This window comes from Stenotrophomonas sp. GD03930 (genome assembly GCF_029839665.1).
Lineage (GTDB): Bacteria > Pseudomonadota > Gammaproteobacteria > Xanthomonadales > Xanthomonadaceae > Stenotrophomonas > Stenotrophomonas forensis.
The window spans coordinates 168,277-186,398 of the sequence record NZ_JAOCAV010000002.1; the positions used below are offsets into that span (position 1 = coordinate 168,277).

Here is an 18,122-nt window from a genome sequence, read left to right on the forward strand (position 1 = left end):
AATTGGAGTAATCGCGATGCTGCCTTTGGTCGCCCTGGTTGGACGGCCGAATGTCGGCAAGTCGACTATTTTCAATGCGCTGACGCGCACCCGTGACGCGCTGGTCCATGACCAGCCCGGCGTCACCCGCGACCGCAACTACGGTGTCTGCCGTCTGGACGAGGACAATCATTTCCTCGTCGTCGACACTGGCGGTATCGCGGAAGAGGAAGAGGGTCTGGCCGGTGCCACCACCCGCCAGGCCCGCGCCGCTGCGGCGGAAGCGGACCTGATCCTGTTCGTGGTCGACGCCCGTGAGGGTACGTCGGCAATGGACGATGAGATCCTGGCCTGGCTGCGCAAGCTGTCGCGCCCGACGCTGCTGCTGATCAACAAGATCGACGGCACCGACGAGGACAGCGTGCGTTCGGAATTCGCCCGTTACGGCTTCGGCGAGATGCTGACCGTGTCGGCCGCGCATCGCCAGGGCCTGGACGACCTGCTGGACGAAGTGATCCAGCGCCTGCCCGAAGAAGGCAGCGGCGAAGAGCTGGACAACGATCCGAACCGCATCCGCATCGCCTTCGTCGGCCGCCCGAACGTGGGCAAGTCGACGCTGGTCAACCGCATCCTCGGCGAGGAGCGCATGATCGCTTCCGACGTGCCGGGCACCACCCGCGATTCGATCGCGGTGGACCTGGAGCGTGACGGCCGCGAGTACCGCCTGATCGATACCGCCGGCCTGCGCCGCCGCTCGCGCGTGGACGAGGTCGTCGAGAAGTTCTCGGTGGTCAAGACCATGCAGTCGATCGAGCAGTGCCAGGTGGCCGTGCTGATGCTGGATGCCACCGAAGGCGTGACCGACCAGGATGCCACCGTGCTCGGCGCCGTGCTCGATGCCGGCCGCGCGCTGGTCATTGCCATCAACAAGTGGGATGGCCTGACCGAGTACCAGCGCGAGCAGGCCGAGACGCTGCTGTCGCTGAAGCTGGGCTTCGTGCCGTGGGCCGAATCGGTGCGCATCTCGGCCAAGCATGGCTCGGGCCTGCGCGAGCTGTTCCGTGCGGTGCACCGCGCGCACGAATCGGCCAACAAGACCTTCACCACCAGCGAAGTGAACAAGGCGCTGGAAGTGGCCTACGAGACCAACCCGCCGCCGACCATCCGCGGCCACGTCTCCAAGCTGCGTTACGTGCACCCGGCCGGGGCAAACCCACCGACCTTCATTGTGCACGGCACGCGCCTGAAAGAGCTGCAGGAATCGTACAAGCGCTACCTGGAGAACTTCTTCCGCAAGCGCTTCAAGCTGATCGGCACCCCGGTGAGCTTCATCTTCCGCGAGGGTACCAACCCGTACGAGGGCAAGAAGAACGTCCTCACCGAGCGGCAGGTCAAGGCCAAGCGGCGCTTGATGAAGCACGTCAAGGGCAAGTGATGCAGAAGAAGGCGGCCTCAGGGCCGCCTTTTTCGTTCGCGCTGGGTAGTGCCGGCCGCTGGCCGGCAACCTCGCGGAGTCTGACGCGTTCATGGCGTTGCCGGCCAGCGGCCGGCACTACCCCCGCGTTTGCGGATATCGGTCAAGGCGGCCTGGCGGCACCTGCGCGATAATGCGGCCATGAGCATCCGAGAGCTTTCCCCAGCGCAAGCGCGCGAGCGCCTGGCCCACGGCGCCGTGCTGATCGATGTGCGCGAGGCGCACGAACGGGCCGGGGGCATGGCCGAGGGCGCGCGCGGCGTGGCCAAGGGCGAGCTGCAGGCCGACCCGGCTGCGCATCTGCCGCGGCACGACCAGGAAATCCTGCTGATCTGCCAGAGCGGCAAGCGCTCGGCCGATGCCGCGCAGTTCCTGCTGGAGGCTGGATACACCAATGTGGCTTCCGTGACCGGCGGTACCGTGGCCTGGCGCGAGCAGATGCTGCCATTGGTGCAGCCGCTGACCAGTGCGGCCGACCGCGACTTCTACGACCGCTATTCGCGCCACCTGCTGCTGCCGCAGGTGGGCGAGGCCGGCCAGCGCCGCCTGCAGCAGTCGCGTGTGCTGGTGCTGGGCGCGGGTGGGCTGGGCGCACCGGCCGGCTTCTACCTGGCTGCGGCCGGGGTAGGGCATCTGCGCTTCGCTGACCACGACCGCGTGGAGCGCAGCAACCTGCACCGGCAGATCGTGCACACCGAAGCCAGTGTCGGCCAGCTCAAGGTCGATTCCGCGCGCGAGCGGTTGCTGGCGCTGAACCCGTCGATCGAGGTGGAGGCAGTGCCGGAGCGGGTCACCTCCGAGAACGTGGATGCGCTGCTGGACGGTGTGGACGTGGTGCTGGACGGCTCGGACAACTTCCCGCTGCGCTACCTGCTCAACGACGCCTGCATCAAGCACGCCAGGCCGCTGGTGTACGCCGCCATCGAGCGCTTTGACGGCCAGGTAAGCGTGTTTGACGCCGGCCGCCAGCGCGGCGTGGCACCGTGCTACCGCTGCCTGTTCCCGGCGCCGCCGCCGCCGGAGTTTGCGCCGAACTGTTCCGAGGCAGGGGTGCTGGGCGTGCTGCCAGGGCTGGCCGGGGTGCTGCAGGCCACCGAGGTGCTGAAGCTGCTGCTGGGTATCGGCGAGCCGCTGGTGGGGCGGCTGCTGCGCTTTGATGCGCTGGGCATGCGCTTCCGCGAGACCGGCATCCGGCCGGACCCGCAGTGCCCGGTGTGCGCGCCGGGGGTGCCGTTCCCGGGGTATATCGATTACGCCGCGTTCTGCCGGGGTGGCTCTCTGTAAAGTCGAGCCATGCTCGACTGCTCCGCGCGCTGAGGCCAAAAGCAGTCGAGCATGGCTCGACTCTACAAGACATGGTTTCAGGATGATCTGAGGGGTCACTCCCCACATCGTTCCATCTCCAAGACAATCCGGCGCAACATGCGTGCTATTGCCGTCATCGGCATTGCTCTATTGTTGAGCCCGATTCTGGATCTTGGGGAAAGCACCGCATGGCGGTAGAAGCAGCGACCAGCGAGCTGGTCAAGGTCGTGGCCCTGTTGGGCGCGGCGGTGGTGATGGTGCCCTTGTTCCGCCGGGCCGGCCTGGGCTCGGTGCTGGGCTACTTCGCCGCTGGCCTGGCGATCGGACCGTTCGGCTTGGGCTGGTTCTCCGACCCGCAGGCGATCCTGCATACCGCCGAGCTCGGCGTGGTGATGTTCCTGTTCGTGATCGGCCTGGAAATGCGGCCCTCGCACCTGTGGAGCCTGCGCAAGGAAATCTTCGGGCTGGGCACGCTGCAGATCGTCACCTGCGCGCTGGTGCTGACCAGCATCGCCAAGCTGTTCGGCTTCCCCTGGCAGGTCGCCTTCATCGGCGCCACCGGCTTCGTGCTCACCTCCACCGCGGTGGTGATGCAGCTGCTGGCCGAGCGCGGTGACATCGCGCTGCCGTCGGGGCAGAAGATCGTCTCGATCCTGCTGTTCGAAGACCTGCTGATCGTGCCGTTGCTGGCGCTGGTGGCGTGGATGGCGCCGAGCGCGGGCAGCGCGGATGGCGAAGGGTCGCGCTGGCTGTCGGTGGCGATCGGCGTGGGTGCCATCGTCGGCCTGGTGCTGGTCGGCCGCTTCCTGCTCAATCCGCTGTTCCGGGTGCTGGCCGAATCGAAGGCACGCGAGGTGATGACCGCCGCCGCGCTGCTGGTGGTGCTGGGTGCGGCGCTGCTGATGCAGCTGTCCGGCCTGTCGATGGCGATGGGCGCGTTCCTGGCCGGCGTGCTGTTGAGCGAGTCGACCTTCCGCCACCAGATCGAAGCGGACATCGAACCGTTCCGCGGCATCCTGCTCGGCCTGTTCTTCCTCAGCGTGGGCATGGCGCTGGACCTGAGCGTGGTGGCCGCGCACTGGCAGCTGATCCTCGGCCTGGTGCTGGCGTTGATGGCGGCCAAGGCGCTGTGCATCTACGTGGTCGCGCGCATCATGGGCAGCGACCACGCGCAGGCGCTGGACCGTGGCGTGCTGATGGCGCAGGGCGGCGAGTTCGCCTTCGTGCTGTTCTCCGCCGCCGCATCGGCCGGCGTGATCGACCTGGACATCAATGCCAACTTCACCGCCGTGGTGGTGCTGTCGATGGCGCTGACCCCGCTGGTGGTGCTGGTCTACAAGCGCGTGGCGCCGAAGCCGACGGTGAACATGGACGGCGTGGACGAGGCCGACGGCCTGTCCGGCAGCGTGCTGCTGATCGGCTTTGGCCGCTTCGGCCAGGTTGCCAGCCAGTCGCTGCTGGCGCGCGACGTGGATGTGACCATCATCGACAACGATGTGGAGATGATCCAGAGCGCGGCGCGGTTCGGTTTCAAGATCTACTACGGTGATGGCACGCGTTTGGACGTGCTGCATGCCTCGGGCGCGGCCACCGCGCGTGCGATTGCGGTGTGCGTGGACAAGGCCGAAGCCGCCGACCGCATCGTTGAGCTGGTGGCGCATGAGTTCCCGCAGGCCAAGCTGATGGTGCGCTCGTTCGACCGCGAACATTCGCTGCGGCTGATCCACGCCGGCGTCGATTTCCAGATCCGCGAGACGTTTGAGTCGGCGGTGCTGTTCGGCCAGGCCGCGCTGGTGGAACTGGGGGCGGATGAGGATGACGCGGTGGAGATTGCCGAGCAGATCCGCCGCCGCGATGCCGAGCGTTTCGAGCTGGAGATTGCCGGTGGGGGTTTGAATGCCGGCGCGCGGATGATCTACGGCAACAGCCCGCAGGGCGTACCGACGCCGACCCCGTTTACCGCACCGAAGCGCGCGAGCAAGACGCTGAACCCGCAGGACGTGCCGGAAGAGGAAGAGTAGAGCCCGGTCGTGCCGGCCACTGGCCGGCAACCTTGGAGCACCATCCGTCGGTAGTGCCGGCCGCTGGCCGGCAGATACGGAAACGTTCCGACGCCATGAGGTTGCCGGCCAGCGGCCGGCACTACCGGCAGATACGGAATCATTCCGATGCCATGAGGTTGCCGGCCAGCGGCCGGCACGACCGGTGCGCGGTGTCGACGCGCGGCGGTGGGCGAGGGGGCCTGAATCGGGGACAATAGCGTCCCCGCCGCCCCACGCCCGCTCCCGATGACCGATTCCGCCTCCCAGCTTCCTGCCCGCATCCTTGATGGCCGCCGTATCGCCGAGGACCTGCTCGACAGCCTGAAGGTGCGCGTCGACGCCCGCGTGGCCGCCGGTGGCAGCCGCCCGGGCCTGGCCGTGGTGCTGGTCGGCGGCGACCCGGCCTCGACCGTGTACGTGCGCAACAAGCGCCGCGCGGCCGAAAAGGTCGGCATCGAAGCGCATGACTACGATCTGCCGGCCGGTACCACCGAAGCCGAGCTGCTCGACCTGATCGACCAGCTCAACGCCGATCCGAAGATCAACGGCATCCTGATCCAGCTGCCGCTGCCGGGCATCCCCGACGCGCGCAGGCTGATCCAGCGCATCGACCCGCGCAAGGACGTGGACGGTTTCCACCCGGAAAACGTCGGCCACCTGGCGCTGCGCGAGTTCGGCCTGCGCCCGTGCACCCCGCGCGGCATCACCACGCTGCTGGGCCACACCGACCAGCCGGTGCGCGGCCGCAACGCCACCATCGTGGGCGTGAGCAACCACGTCGGCCGCCCGATGGGCCTGGAACTGCTGATTGCCGGCTGCACCGTGACCAGCTGCCACAAGTTCACCCCCAAGGACGTGCTGGAACAGGCCGTGCGCAACGCCGACATCCTGGTGGTGGCGGTGGGCCGCCCGGGCATCGTGCCGGGCGAGTGGGTGAAGCCGGGCGCGGTGGTGATCGACGTGGGCATCAACCGGTTGGATGACGGCCGGTTGGTGGGTGACGTCGGGTTTGAAGCGGCCGCCCAGCGGGCCAGCTGGATCACCCCGGTGCCGGGTGGTGTGGGCCCGATGACCGTGGCCACGTTGATGCAGAACACCCTGGAAGCGGCCGAAGCGCTGAGCTGAATGGTAGTGCCGGCCGCTGGCCGGCAACCCGGTAAGCCGTCCGAAGGTTCATGAGGTTGCCGGCCAGCGGCCGGCACTACCTGCTTTGGTGCGGCCCCTGAATGGATCGCCGCCCGCGCGACACTGCGTCGCATCTACCCCCTGCCACAGGGCGCTAAAACAGGGTAAAATGTCGCGCTTCCCCACATCTCGGGTATGCCGATGCTGCGCATCCAGGCTGAAGCACTCACTTACGACGACGTCTCGCTCGTCCCCGCCCACTCGACCATCCTGCCCAAGGACGTCAACCTCGAAACGCGGTTGACTCGCGACCTGAAGCTGAAGCTTCCGATCCTGTCCGCAGCCATGGATACCGTCACCGAAGCCCGCCTGGCCATCGCCATGGCACAGCTCGGCGGCATGGGCATCATCCACAAGAATCTCAGCCTGGAACAGCAGGCCGCGGAAGTGGCCAAGGTCAAGAAGTTCGAGGCCGGTGTCATCCGCGACCCGATCACCGTCGGCCCGGAAACCACCATCCGCGACGTGCTGGCCCTGACCCAGGCGCACAACATCTCCGGCGTGCCGGTGGTGGGCAGCGACGGCCTGCTGGCCGGCATCGTGACCCACCGCGACATGCGCTTCGAGACCGAGCTGGACGATCCGGTCCGCCACATCATGACCAAGAAGGATCGCCTGATCACGGTCAAGGAAGGCGCCGCCTCTGACGAAGTGCTGCAGCTGCTGCACCGCAACCGCATCGAAAAGGTGCTGGTGGTCAATGATTCGTTCGAACTGCGTGGCCTGATCACCGTCAAGGACATCCAGAAGAACACCGACTTCCCGAACGCTGCCAAGGACCTGTCGACCCGCCTGCTGGTCGGCGCTGCCGTCGGCGTGGGTGGCGATACCGATCGCCGCGTGGAAGCGCTGGTCGCCGCCGGCGTGGACGTGATCGTGGTCGATACCGCGCACGGCCACTCGCAGGGCGTGCTGGACCGCGTCAGCTGGGTCAAGAAGAACTTCCCGAACGTGCAGGTCATCGGTGGCAACATCTGCACCGGCGAAGCCGCACTGGCGCTGCTGGACAGCGGCGCGGACGCAGTGAAGGTCGGCATCGGCCCGGGCTCGATCTGCACCACCCGCGTCGTCGCCGGCGTCGGCGTGCCGCAGGTCACCGCCATTGACTTGGTGGCCGAAGCGCTGCAGGACCGCATCCCGCTGATCGCCGACGGTGGCATCCGCTACTCGGGCGACATCGGCAAGGCGCTGGCCGCCGGTGCCTCGACCATCATGGTCGGCGGCCTGCTGGCCGGTACCGAAGAATCGCCGGGCGAGACCGAGCTGTACCAGGGCCGTTCGTACAAGAGCTACCGCGGCATGGGTTCGCTGGCCGCCATGGAGAAGGGGTCGAAGGACCGCTACTTCCAGGACGCCGCCACCGCCGACAAGCTGGTGCCGGAAGGCATCGAAGGCCGCGTGCCGTACCGCGGCCCGGTGGGCGGCATCATCCACCAGCTGATGGGCGGCCTGCGCGCCACCATGGGCTACGTGGGCTGCGCCACCATCGACGACATGCGCACCAAGCCCAAGTTCGTCAAGATCAGCGGCGCCGGCCAGCGTGAGAGCCACGTCCACGACGTGACGATCACCAAGGAACCGCCGAACTACCGCGCCTGACGCGGGCCGGGCAAAGAGGAACGAGGAAGCTGATTCCCGTTCCTCTTTTTCCATCTGCTGCTGCAAATCTGATTTCGTTTTCCCTACTGCATTGCCAGGGCGCCATGACCAACATCCATAACGACAAGATCCTGATCCTCGATTTCGGCGCGCAGTACACGCAGCTGATTGCCCGCCGCATCCGCGAGCTGGGCGTCTACTGCGAAATCTGGGCGTGGGACCACAACCCGGCCGAGATCGCGGCGTTCGGCGCCAAGGGCATCATCCTGTCCGGTGGCCCGGAATCGACCACGCTGCCGGGCGCCCCGGCCGCGCCGCAGGAAGTGTTCGACAGTGGCCTGCCGATCTTCGGCATCTGCTACGGCATGCAGACCCTGGCCGCGCAGCTGGGCGGTGCCACCGAAGCCGCTGACCAGCGCGAGTTCGGCCATGCCGAAGTGAACGTGATCAACCCGGATGCACTGTTCAAGGGCCTGAGCGACCACGGCGGCGAGCCGAAGCTGAATGTCTGGATGAGCCACGGCGACCACGTCTCCGTTGCACCGCCGGGCTTCACCATCACCGCCACCACCGACCGCATTCCGGTGGCCGCCATGGCCAACGAAGAGAAGCGTTGGTACGGCGTGCAGTTCCACCCGGAAGTGACCCACACCCTGCAGGGCCAGGCGCTGCTGCGCCGCTTCGTGGTGGATGTGTGCGGCTGCCAGACCCTGTGGACCGCCGCCAACATCATCGACGACCAGATCGCCCGTGTGCGCGAACAGGTGGGCGATGACGAAGTGATCCTGGGCCTGTCCGGCGGCGTCGATTCGTCCGTGGTGGCCGCGTTGCTGCACAAGGCCATCGGCGAGAAGCTGACCTGCGTGTTCGTGGATACCGGCCTGCTGCGCTGGCAGGAAGGCGATCAGGTGATGGCGATGTTTGCCGAGCACATGGGCGTAAAGGTGGTGCGCGTGAATGCCGCCGATCGTTACTTCGCTGCGCTGGAAGGCGTGAGCGACCCGGAAGCCAAGCGCAAGATCATCGGCAACCTGTTCGTTGAGATCTTCGACGAAGAGTCGAACAAGCTGAAGAACGCCAAGTGGCTGGCGCAGGGCACCATCTACCCGGACGTGATCGAGTCGGCCGGCAGCAAGACCGGCAAGGCGCATGTGATCAAGAGCCACCACAACGTGGGCGGCCTGCCGGAGCACATGAAGCTGGGCCTGGTGGAGCCGCTGCGCGAGCTGTTCAAGGACGAAGTGCGCCGCCTGGGCGTTGAGCTGGGCCTGCCGCGCACCATGGTCTACCGCCATCCGTTCCCGGGCCCGGGCCTGGGCGTGCGCATCCTGGGCGAAGTGAAGCGCGAATACGCCGAGCTGCTGGCCAAGGCCGATGCCATCTTCATTGATGAGCTGCGCAAGGCGGATCTGTACGACAAGACCAGCCAGGCGTTTGCCGTGTTCCTGCCGGTGAAGTCCGTGGGCGTGGTGGGTGATGCGCGCGCTTATGAGTGGGTGATTGCGCTGCGTGCGGTGGAGACCATCGACTTCATGACGGCGCATTGGGCGCATCTTCCGTATGAGTTCCTGGGGACGGTGAGCAACCGGATCATCAATGAGTTGCGGGGGGTTTCAAGGGTTGTCTATGACATCTCGGGGAAGCCGCCGGCTACTATTGAGTGGGAATGAGTTGAAAGAGCTAGGGCGCCGAAAGGCGCCCTTTTTCTTAATTCCCCGGGTTTCCCTGTCATTTAATCTGAATCATCTTTGGAGTTAACGCCAAGTCACCGGGCTATCTTCTCGGCCTGCGGCCTGCTCCTGACTGCCTGCGCGGTAGGTCTGACGCCGAAGGGACGCTAGTCTGTGGTTGATGTAGATCTCACGAAGTTGCGACTGCAGATCCTCAAATTGAGATCACAGCTGCTCTAAGTGGTCGCTATCGTGTGGGGATTGCCGCGTGGCTTTGAAGCAGCTTTGGTACTGACTGAGAGACAGAAGCAGCTTTGGTACTGACTGAGAGACAGGAGTAAGAGCTGGAGCGCGTAAGAAAATACAGGTGGCTTCAGGTTGTCTCTATCTCCAGATGACGAGTGCTCTATGGACTGACTAGTTGATCCAAGGCTGCCACGGAGGATAGTAGTTGAAGGTGTGGTAAACAAGATAAATGCGAAGTGTGAGGTTGCGTGAGCGTCGCTAGATATCAGTAGTGCACGTCGGGCGGTCACGCTTGGGCATAGGCGCTGTTCTACGAGTGTCGACAATCGGACAACTTCGATCCCGTAAGTGGAAATGCGCCTTGCCTGCTGCGTGCGGAAATTGAATGTCGCGGATGATGTTGAGTTTGATGAGACAATCGCATCTCTTCAAGAGCGAGTTCATGAATGCGGCTAAGCGCTGCGCGTGGTGGCGCTCTCTCCCGATCCTCTAGTTCTCCTTAGTCCGCTACAGGTGGCTCCTAAGCTTGCTTGCGACGAGCCTGCTCGATCAAAGATGGAGGGCGGATTGACGGGGTGCCTTCCGAGGGCGATGATCTCCGCGTTAGGACGGAGGTAGGGGGCAAGGATGGTTGCGGAAGGGAACACGGGGACTCCACCGCAGTTGCATGAAATTCCTCCGCGTGAGGTGGCTGGGCGGGATACTGTGGCTCGTTTCCAGGCGCAATTCCGCGGAGCAGCAGTGGCCTGTCTTCGGATTCTTGATCAGAAAGGGCCTGATCGCGTCTATTGCGATTTTCAAGACGACTTTGTTACCCGGGAGCAAGTAGATGGTTTGCCGGTTTATCATTTTATCCAGGTAAAGACCAAGGCTGCCCGGAAGTACCAGTGGACGCGCTCGGATCTCTTTGGGTTGGCGAAGAACGTTCCGGGGGCTTCAAAGAGTGCGGCAAGCTGTGGCTCTAAGCAGAGGTATAAGGCGCCTAGTAGTGAGCAGCTGGCTAAGGTCAAGGACAGCTTTGTTGGTAAGTTGTTGGATCACACCGCGCGATTTTCCACTGCCTGCGGAAGCGTTACGTTCCTCACGAACTCGCACTTATCTGACGACGTCGAAAGCATCGCCAATGCGATCCTGGAGGGTGACTTCGACGAGCGCACGGTCGGCTATCTGATTCAACACTACGCTTTGATAAATAGTTTGCTGGATCCGCCCGAGGAGGATGAGGTCCGGGCGGCAATCAAGAAGCTTGCCTTCACCGCTGACGTTGACTATGTAGATCCCGGGCATAAGGATTTCGAGATTAAGGCCGGTAAAGTGCTTTTGGAGTTCAGTGAGATTGATCTCAATCACAATGAAAGCAGTGAGTTAGCCACGAAGTTGCTCGCTCTCGTCCAATCCAAATCCAGTCGGAAATTGGTAGCAGAGCTCACTGCCAAAGAGTTGGATGACATGGCTGGTATAGGTCTTGAAGACCTGTTGGCCTTGCTTCCTATATCGAAAGCGGCTTACTACAATTTCATCAATGGCGGTGACGAAAAGGCCCTGAAGAACGCTTCAATTCTACAAAGAAGGCTCAGTCAAGCGGGAGCATCTTCCGAGATCATTGAGACCGCTTCTCGCTGGAAGATCGAATGGGACAATTGGTTCCGAACACATCGTCACGCATACGAGTACGATCTTCTTTTTCTTAAGGCAGAGGTTGCCGCCATCTACGACAAGTGGGCAAAGGGCAACGTGTCGTTTGCTGGGCTACGACACGAAGTTTTGGCGTTGAGATCCACAATCACTGCACGACCCATTGCTGCAATGGTGAGCGATGAAATTCTCGTTGGCGGCGTGCTCGCGTGCCTGGTCCGAGGAGAGACAAATGGAGTTTGATCAGTTCTTCTCTAGAATTAAATCAGAAGCAGTCGAAGTCGATTTTAGGGGCGTGTCGCATTTGCCCTTAGCGGTTCCTCGGCTGAGTAATGAGGCGATGTTTCATCTCCCGCTCATTGCAATCACAATCCTGATGCTCTCCAAAGGTCAGTCAAAGCCGGTGGTAAGTGAGGTTGGTCAACTGGTTGGGGATTGCTATGAGCGTACCTTCCCTGGCTTTCGCGGGTCCGCACAGCATCTCGGTTGGTCTTCTGCTCTAAGGGTAAGAACCGTTCAGGCGCTTGCGTTCTTGGAGCAATCCGGCTTGGTTGATGTTGAGCGTATTCATAAGAAGATATCAGCGACTTGTGCAGGGCGGGATGTCCTAAGCAGGGCGCTAGATGCAAATGGAGATCTTGCATCGAACCTAATGGCCGTTGAGAGGCGGTATCGAGACATTCGTGCGGAAAGGCAGCTGAGGCTGAGCCCAAGATGAGATTAGTTAGCCTAAAGATTGAGGGCAGGAGCCCCAGTGGGTGGTCGTCGGATACACTATATTTCGGTGAGAGAGTTACGCAGCTGTTTGGGAAGAACGGCTGTGGAAAAACGCCGCTCGTCCAGTCAATCGTTTATGCCCTCGGCTATAAGGTGGATTTCCGGGATGAGCTCGTTGCGCACTGTGAATCCGTAGTTCTCGAAGTTGCGAGCGATACGAGAAAATTCTCTATCCGCAGAAGGTTTCACGGCCAGTTCTCCGTGTCAGTTTGGGAAGTTGATAGCGCTCCCGTAGAGTTTCTTAATGAACGGGAATATAGTGCCTTTCTGCTTTCCCTGTGGGGGGTGGAGGATCCAGTCGTGACTACGGTTGGGTCTGTCGCTACGCACATGTACAGTGCGCAGATTCTGCCTATATTCTACCTTGATCAAGACCGGGGTTATTCCGAAGATTATTTTTCCGCAAGTAAATTTGTTAAGGATCAGTATTCTGAGGTCATGCGCCTATTGTTCGGTCTCTCTCCAAAGAACCCATTCGATAAGAGGCGTGAGCGAATTGGTCTGAAGGATCGCTTGGAGCAGCTCGACAGAGGCGTGCTTAGGCTGCAGACCAGCATCTCGGATCTGGGAGCAGACTTGGGGGCGCCTAGGCGCTCGGTCGACGAACTGGACAGAGAGCTGCGGCAGGCGATAGAGCGTCTTAACGCTCTGAGGGAGAGTGGGGGAAGCACGCAAGAGCTGGAAGTTGAACTCGATGCACGCATTGCCGCTCTGGCAGCGCGAGAACGCGAACTGAGTCGCGAGCGAGCCGCTACCGAGGCCAGGATTCGAGGATTCTCTCAGATCAGAAATGAGATTGAAGTCGAGGCTGACACCCTCTATATGAACGAGGAGGCGAGGAGGGTCTTCGCTTCGTTTGATTCGATATGCTCAAAGGAAGGGTGTGGCCTTTTTGTGCGTAGCTCCGAGTCGTATGGCAAAAGTCTTCTGTACTTGAAGGATCAGATCAAGGACTTGGAGGCGACGAACCGTGTGCATCTTCGGAGAATCGATAGTATTGACGAGGAGCTCGGTTCTATTACGCAGCAGCTGGCCGCCCTTCGGGCAGAGCGATCTGAGGCAGCCGGGAAATCTAACGTGAATTCGTTGGTCGAGGCAGTCGCGGGCCTGACCGAGGCTGTGATCAGTCTTAGGCGAGCGAAGGGAATCGAAGAGGAGTTGACCCGGGTTGAAGCGTTGTATGTAGAGCGCCTCCATGAGCGCGATAGCCTTCAGATCCGATTGAGTGATCTTGAAGGAAATCGTGGAGCTGCTGATCTAGATGCGCTTCGGGTTCGCAACTCCCTTGCTGAACGAATCAAGCATTGGTTGGTGGTGCTTGGTACTTCAAATGTCGATCTTCAGGTTCAGGTCGACACGGATTTTGGCGTGACCTTCGGTGGACAAAGGATTTCCAAGTTTAGGGGAAGTACGCTTACTAGAGTGGTTCTTTCTATCCGGACGGCTGCATTCGATTTGTTGGCGCGAAAGGCGGGGCGTCTTCCAAGATTTTTGATCCTAGATACGCCTCGTCAACAAGATATTTCTAGAGAAGATTTGGCTAGGTACATTGCAGAGCTGCAAATGCTCGCGGGTGAGTGGGAAAGCCAGGTTGTGTATTCAACTACCAACCACAGATATGATTTGGGTGAGGGAGATAAGGAGTGGCAGCCTCGTTTCCCAGGCGAGAATCACGACATGTTTCTGGGGCTGGACGTGAATTGAGCGCTTTTTTTGAAGGGGGCTCAGCCTAGGGGGGAGTACATGATTGCCATCGATTCGATGGAATTTGCGTTATGTAAGGCATTAGCGATCAGTAAGTATCAAGCTGGTGGCCGGCCAGCGCCTGCATTTGATGGGCGGGGGGAGTGCCGCCGACGCGGCTTCAGCAAGGTGTCCTACCATCTGTCGCGTACCAAATTTTGGCGCCATGAGCAGGCCGAATGCCAAACGTCTCAAGCGATGAAGGCGGAGAATGCGCACCGGAGGAGGCTGCTTTCCGAACAGTTGCTGGAGGACGACGTCCTAGGGGGCGCCCTGTGCCCCGGTCCTGATCGTAAAGTCGACGAGCACGAATGGACCCTGGGATGCCCTGAGTCTCTCGGCCCGTTCCAAGCAGTTCGCGGCAAAAGACCACTACGGATTAGGCCTGCATTCTAATGAGTTCCGCTACTGAAGGCGGAGGGGGCGTTGAGGGGGAGTAGTCGAGGCGTGCCCGAAGTTCTATAGCTATCGGCGCCAGCGATCGGCTGGCACGGAAGACTCTGGTGGAATTGACCTGCAAGCATAGGCACTAAACGAACTTCTTGGCGTCGGTGTAGAGACGCCGCACTGGCGATATTGTTGAGATCTGTGGGTCGTGGAGGAGAAGCTGTGGCGGAAGTTCTTTACAATACCGTTCCCTTTGATGGGTTATTCAAGGGTAAGGTAACTTTTCTGTTGGGTGAGAATGGCGCAGGAAAGAGCCGCGAACTGGGACGGCTCGCATCTGATTTTGAATCGCGGGGTGTAACTACCATTGCTATTAGTAACACCGCCTTTGACCGATTTCCTGTCAAGAGGAGCCTCCACTACGCTCGCCTCACGCCGGCAATGGGTAAGGGATATGTAAAAAGTGCGTTAAGGCAGGCGCTCTTTAATGGAGATGACGAGCGTCGCGATGCTCGGCAGGTAGCTAGAACGTTCCAGTATGCTGGTTTTGACGAGGTCATTGGTGTTGCGCCACGCTTGCGGAAGTTCGACGTGCGGGAGGCGATGGATACAGTCATAAGGGACGAAAAAATTTCGTCGCAGGACGCTCGTCTAATTGCTATGGCTCTGGAGTCATTCCTGGTGCCTGACGGCGACTCTGGTGCTGGTCCATATTGGCGGGATCTATCAGGGGGTTATTCTGATTATGACTCGCGTGGCTTGGCGGCTGTTGTGCGGAATGAGGTTTCTCTAAAAAGGCTCAGGATTATACGGGAGGTGGATTTCTTCCTCCGAAAAAAAGAAGAAATTTTTCCGCTATATCATGCAAGTTCTGGAGAGCTTACGCTGATTGCTATGTATGCATTTCTCGCAACGCGCATGAAGCAAGGTGCTGCTATTCTAATTGATGAGCCTGAGAATAGTTTACATCCTAGATGGCAGAGTGAATATTGCAGTCGATTGTTCGATCTATTTCATCTCTACGAGCCAAGGATTTTTCTTGCAAGCCACTCTCCTATCGTTGTTTCTGGAGCTGATTCTGGTGGAATTCGGACGAAGATTGTAAATCTCAATCCAGTTTCTTCTTCAAGTGGCGCTGCGATTGTTTCAGAAGGCATCGATAAGAGCATTGACGGAATACTGCTGGAGGCATTCGGAGTTCTTTCGCCTGCAAGTCACTATTTGAGCGAACTCGTTGCGGAGATGTTGAGTGATCTATCCACAAGAAAGAGGAGCTTGAGCTCAGTGTTGTTTGAGATCGATCAACTAAGGGATCGATCATATGACCGCAGACAAATAGAATTCTTGGCTGGCGCCAAAGATCTCGCGGCGGCGGTTGATCGTGAAGCGGGCCAGATTGGGGGGGGGCGTGAATCCTGAGATTGAAAATTTTGTCTTTGATGACGATGAAAAGTCCGCAATCGCGGAAGCGATGTGTGATGTCAAGCCTTGGAAGCACTCAGGGGTGAAAAGTATTCGAAGGAGAATTAAAGATTTTCATTTGAGAATGACCAAAGATACGTGCTGCTATTGCCAGAGAGACCTTACGGGGGAATTCTCGCTTGTTATCGATGTTGAGCACGTGCTCCCGTCTTCGCTGTACAAGCCTCAAACTTTTCTTATGTGGAATCTGAGTGCATCGTGTAAGCGATGCAATATGGATATCAAGAACGACGATGTTTCATTTCTTCAGGGAAGCGGTTCCTTGGAGAGCTCGGCACGCTACAAGTTTGCCCACCCAAACTTCGATGAAGCGGAAGACCACATTGTGCGAGTGGCCGAGCAGGTTGGAAAGGCTCGAATTGTGAAATATGTGAAGAAGTCTGAGGGCAAGGGGCAGTACACATACGAATATTTCAATCTGAGTGAACTTGAGATCGGCTCCTACGATGAGGCGCAAGGCGCAAGCAAGACTGATCCAGAACGAGTGGATATCATTGAAAGCATGCGATGTCGCGTCAATGAAATTACACGGTCTATCTTGGGGGCGGTTAGTTTGAGGTGGCGACGTGGCTGATGCTGTTAGGTTGTCTCTACTTGCGACGCCTCAGCTGGGTGTGGCTATTAATCGGAAACTTGGTTTCGTCCATTTGGGCGGATGCAACTCACTAAAATTTACTCCGGCCTAACCTCCCGACAAGCCCACTCAACCAATCCACGGCAAGCCAGAAACAACCCATCAACAACCCCCTCATCCAAGTGCCTTTCCGGCTCCGCTGCCACCCGGCAGCGGTCCGCCGCGTGCAGCACCTCCAGCACCGTAAGCGCGCCCACCATCGCGCGTTCGCTCTTCGCCAGGCTTACGCGGCGGCCGGGTGACACATCTTTCTCCGGCCAGGGCAGCCCATCGGCTCCCTCTCCCGCACGAATTCGCGTGAGGATGCCGAGCAGGGAGTTCAGGTCGGGCAGGGGCGTGTCGTCGTTGATGGGCTCAACAACGGTGTACGAGGAAAAGGTGTCGGACTTTTTCATGGCGTCGGCTTCCGTGGCTGTACTTAACAGCGCCACCGTGAAGAAGGTGGCGGACGATGCGTGGCTGCAAACCGGGATGAAGTAGCGTCATATGGCCGGTGGGTCCGAAGACCCCCACGCACCGCCCGCCATACAGGCCGACGGATTGCCCGCCGGCACCGCTTGGGGACGGTGCCGACGGGCAAGCGCAAACTACAGACGCATACATCAAACGCGGGTTTGCAGACCCGGCCACCCGTTGTCGGTGGCGCGCCATGGTGTTTACGCGGTCGCTCCGAATACCAATTGAAATTCGCGAAGAGAACGCAGAATTCGAGAGCGGGAATCTATTGTGGCATGCACTATTCGTGCCGTACGCCTCACGATCCGACGCATTCGCGCAGACGCGCTGCTGATCGCGAACAAGAGCGTCGTAATCGCCCGTGCCTTCAGGGGATAGCGAGACAGCCGCCTTTACAACAATTCGTATTCCGAACCGGGCCGCAACGCCGCCCGATCAGAGAGACAGTCCGAAAAGCGAGCCAAAGCCGACACCGAGGTTAGGCGGAAGAAACCTCAACCCACGCCGTCCTCAACCACAGCCGCATTCGCAACCAGCAACTCAATCATCGCCCGCGCCGCAGCCGACTGCCGCCGATGCGGCGCATAGATCACCGAGAACGGCCGCGACCTTCCACGTAGCTGCGGCAACACCTCCATCAGCTGCCCACGCTGCAACCGCTCGCGCACGATGAACGCATAGCTCTGGCAGATGCCGATGCCCTGTTCGGCCAGCGACACCACGCCCAGCACATCGTCGGAGGTCTCGATGGACGAACGCGGCAGCCAGTCCACGTCGCGCCCGTCGTCGCGGAAGATCCACGGCGCCAACCGCCCGGTACGCGGCATCACGAACGGCAGGCACAGGTGCTGCTGCAGGTCGTCCAGCGTCTGCGGCGTACCCCAGCGCTGCAGGTACTCCGGCGAAGCCACCAGCACCAAAGGCGCATCCTCCAGCTTCCGCCCCACCAGCCCACTATCCGGCAGCTGCCCCAGCCGAATAGCCAGATCGAAGCCCTCAGCAACCAGGTCCACGTTGCGGTTGGTGATGTTCAGTTCCACCTGCACCTGCGGGTACTGCTGCGCAAAGCGCGCCAGCACGGGCGGCAACCGGTAGTGGCCATAGGTGGTGGGCACGCTCAGGCGCACGCGGCCGGCCAGCGCACCATCCTGGGCCAGTACGTCGCGCTCGGCGTCGTCCAGCAGGCCGAAGGCGGTGCGCACCTGTTCCAGATAGAGCCGCCCGGCGTCGGTCAGGCCCACGCGGCGGGTGGTCCGCTGCAGCAGCTGCCGGCCCAGCCGCGCTTCCAGGCGGGTGACCGCGCGGCTCAGCACCGAGGGAGTGGTGGACAGCGCCACCGCGCCGGCCGTGAACGAGCCGTGCTCGACCACCGCCAGGAACACCTCTACATCGCCCAGGTAGTCGAACTTGCGGCTCATTAGGCTCTCCGGGGAACAGATGTTTTGCGATGGGGCCAATTTATCGCCGCTGTGGCGATGAATAAAGTGGCGGCCATTCCCCGATAGGAG

12 protein-coding genes are annotated in these 18,122 nt (G+C 60.9%); 10 read left to right on the forward strand and 2 right to left on the reverse strand.

The window, feature by feature from the left end; genetic code table 11:
- The first annotated feature begins 16 nt into the window (after positions 1-16).
- From der to N5C18_RS11550, 10 genes are all read left to right on the forward strand, one after another.
- Positions 17-1,414 carry a ribosome biogenesis GTPase Der gene (gene der / locus N5C18_RS11505; protein ID WP_008264979.1) on the forward strand — a complete coding sequence of 466 codons (1,398 nt, stop codon included), beginning with the start codon at positions 17-19 and terminating at the stop codon, positions 1,412-1,414.
- 135 nt (positions 1,415-1,549) lie between these two features.
- Positions 1,550-2,737, forward strand: a complete 1,188-nt coding sequence (gene moeB / locus N5C18_RS11510; RefSeq protein ID WP_279945039.1) for a molybdopterin-synthase adenylyltransferase MoeB — start codon at positions 1,550-1,552, stop codon at positions 2,735-2,737.
- Between the two features lie 209 nt (positions 2,738-2,946).
- A complete protein-coding gene (locus N5C18_RS11515; protein ID WP_053449528.1) occupies positions 2,947-4,779 on the forward strand; it encodes a monovalent cation:proton antiporter-2 (CPA2) family protein in 1,833 nt (610 codons plus the stop codon).
- Between the two features lie 267 nt (positions 4,780-5,046).
- Complete coding sequence (gene folD, locus N5C18_RS11520; RefSeq protein WP_005409307.1) at positions 5,047-5,925, forward strand: bifunctional methylenetetrahydrofolate dehydrogenase/methenyltetrahydrofolate cyclohydrolase FolD; 879 nt, start codon at positions 5,047-5,049, stop codon at positions 5,923-5,925.
- 201 nt (positions 5,926-6,126) lie between these two features.
- Complete coding sequence (gene guaB, locus N5C18_RS11525; RefSeq protein WP_006435286.1) at positions 6,127-7,584, forward strand: IMP dehydrogenase; 1,458 nt, start codon at positions 6,127-6,129, stop codon at positions 7,582-7,584.
- Positions 7,585-7,688: 104 nt separating this feature from the next.
- Entirely contained in the window at positions 7,689-9,254 is a 1,566-nt protein-coding gene (guaA, locus tag N5C18_RS11530) for a glutamine-hydrolyzing GMP synthase (protein ID WP_005413109.1), read from the forward strand.
- 873 nt (positions 9,255-10,127) lie between these two features.
- Entirely contained in the window at positions 10,128-11,378 is a 1,251-nt protein-coding gene (locus N5C18_RS11535) for a dsDNA nuclease domain-containing protein (RefSeq protein WP_279944627.1), read from the forward strand.
- 471 nt (positions 11,379-11,849) lie between these two features.
- Entirely contained in the window at positions 11,850-13,616 is a 1,767-nt protein-coding gene (locus tag N5C18_RS11540) for a hypothetical protein (protein ID WP_279944628.1), read from the forward strand.
- Between the two features lie 648 nt (positions 13,617-14,264).
- Positions 14,265-15,461, forward strand: coding sequence for an ATP-binding protein (locus N5C18_RS11545; RefSeq protein WP_279944629.1), 1,197 nt, complete (start codon positions 14,265-14,267; stop codon positions 15,459-15,461).
- Positions 15,451-16,098 carry a hypothetical protein gene (locus tag N5C18_RS11550; protein ID WP_279944630.1) on the forward strand — a complete coding sequence of 216 codons (648 nt, stop codon included), beginning with the start codon at positions 15,451-15,453 and terminating at the stop codon, positions 16,096-16,098. The genes N5C18_RS11545 and N5C18_RS11550 overlap by 11 nt, the downstream gene beginning before the upstream one ends.
- Positions 16,099-16,196: 98 nt before the next feature.
- Here N5C18_RS11550 and N5C18_RS11555 read toward each other — a convergent pair whose 3' ends face one another.
- Together N5C18_RS11555 and N5C18_RS11560 are read right to left on the reverse strand one after the other, a co-directional pair.
- Entirely contained in the window at positions 16,197-16,553 is a 357-nt protein-coding gene (locus tag N5C18_RS11555) for a hypothetical protein (protein WP_279944631.1), read from the reverse strand.
- Positions 16,554-17,108: 555 nt separating this feature from the next.
- The gene (locus tag N5C18_RS11560; protein ID WP_279944632.1) at positions 17,109-18,032 is read right to left on the reverse strand and encodes a LysR family transcriptional regulator; all 924 of its coding nucleotides are present in this window, start codon (positions 18,030-18,032) and stop codon (positions 17,109-17,111) included.
- Between the last annotated feature and the right edge of the window lie 90 nt (positions 18,033-18,122).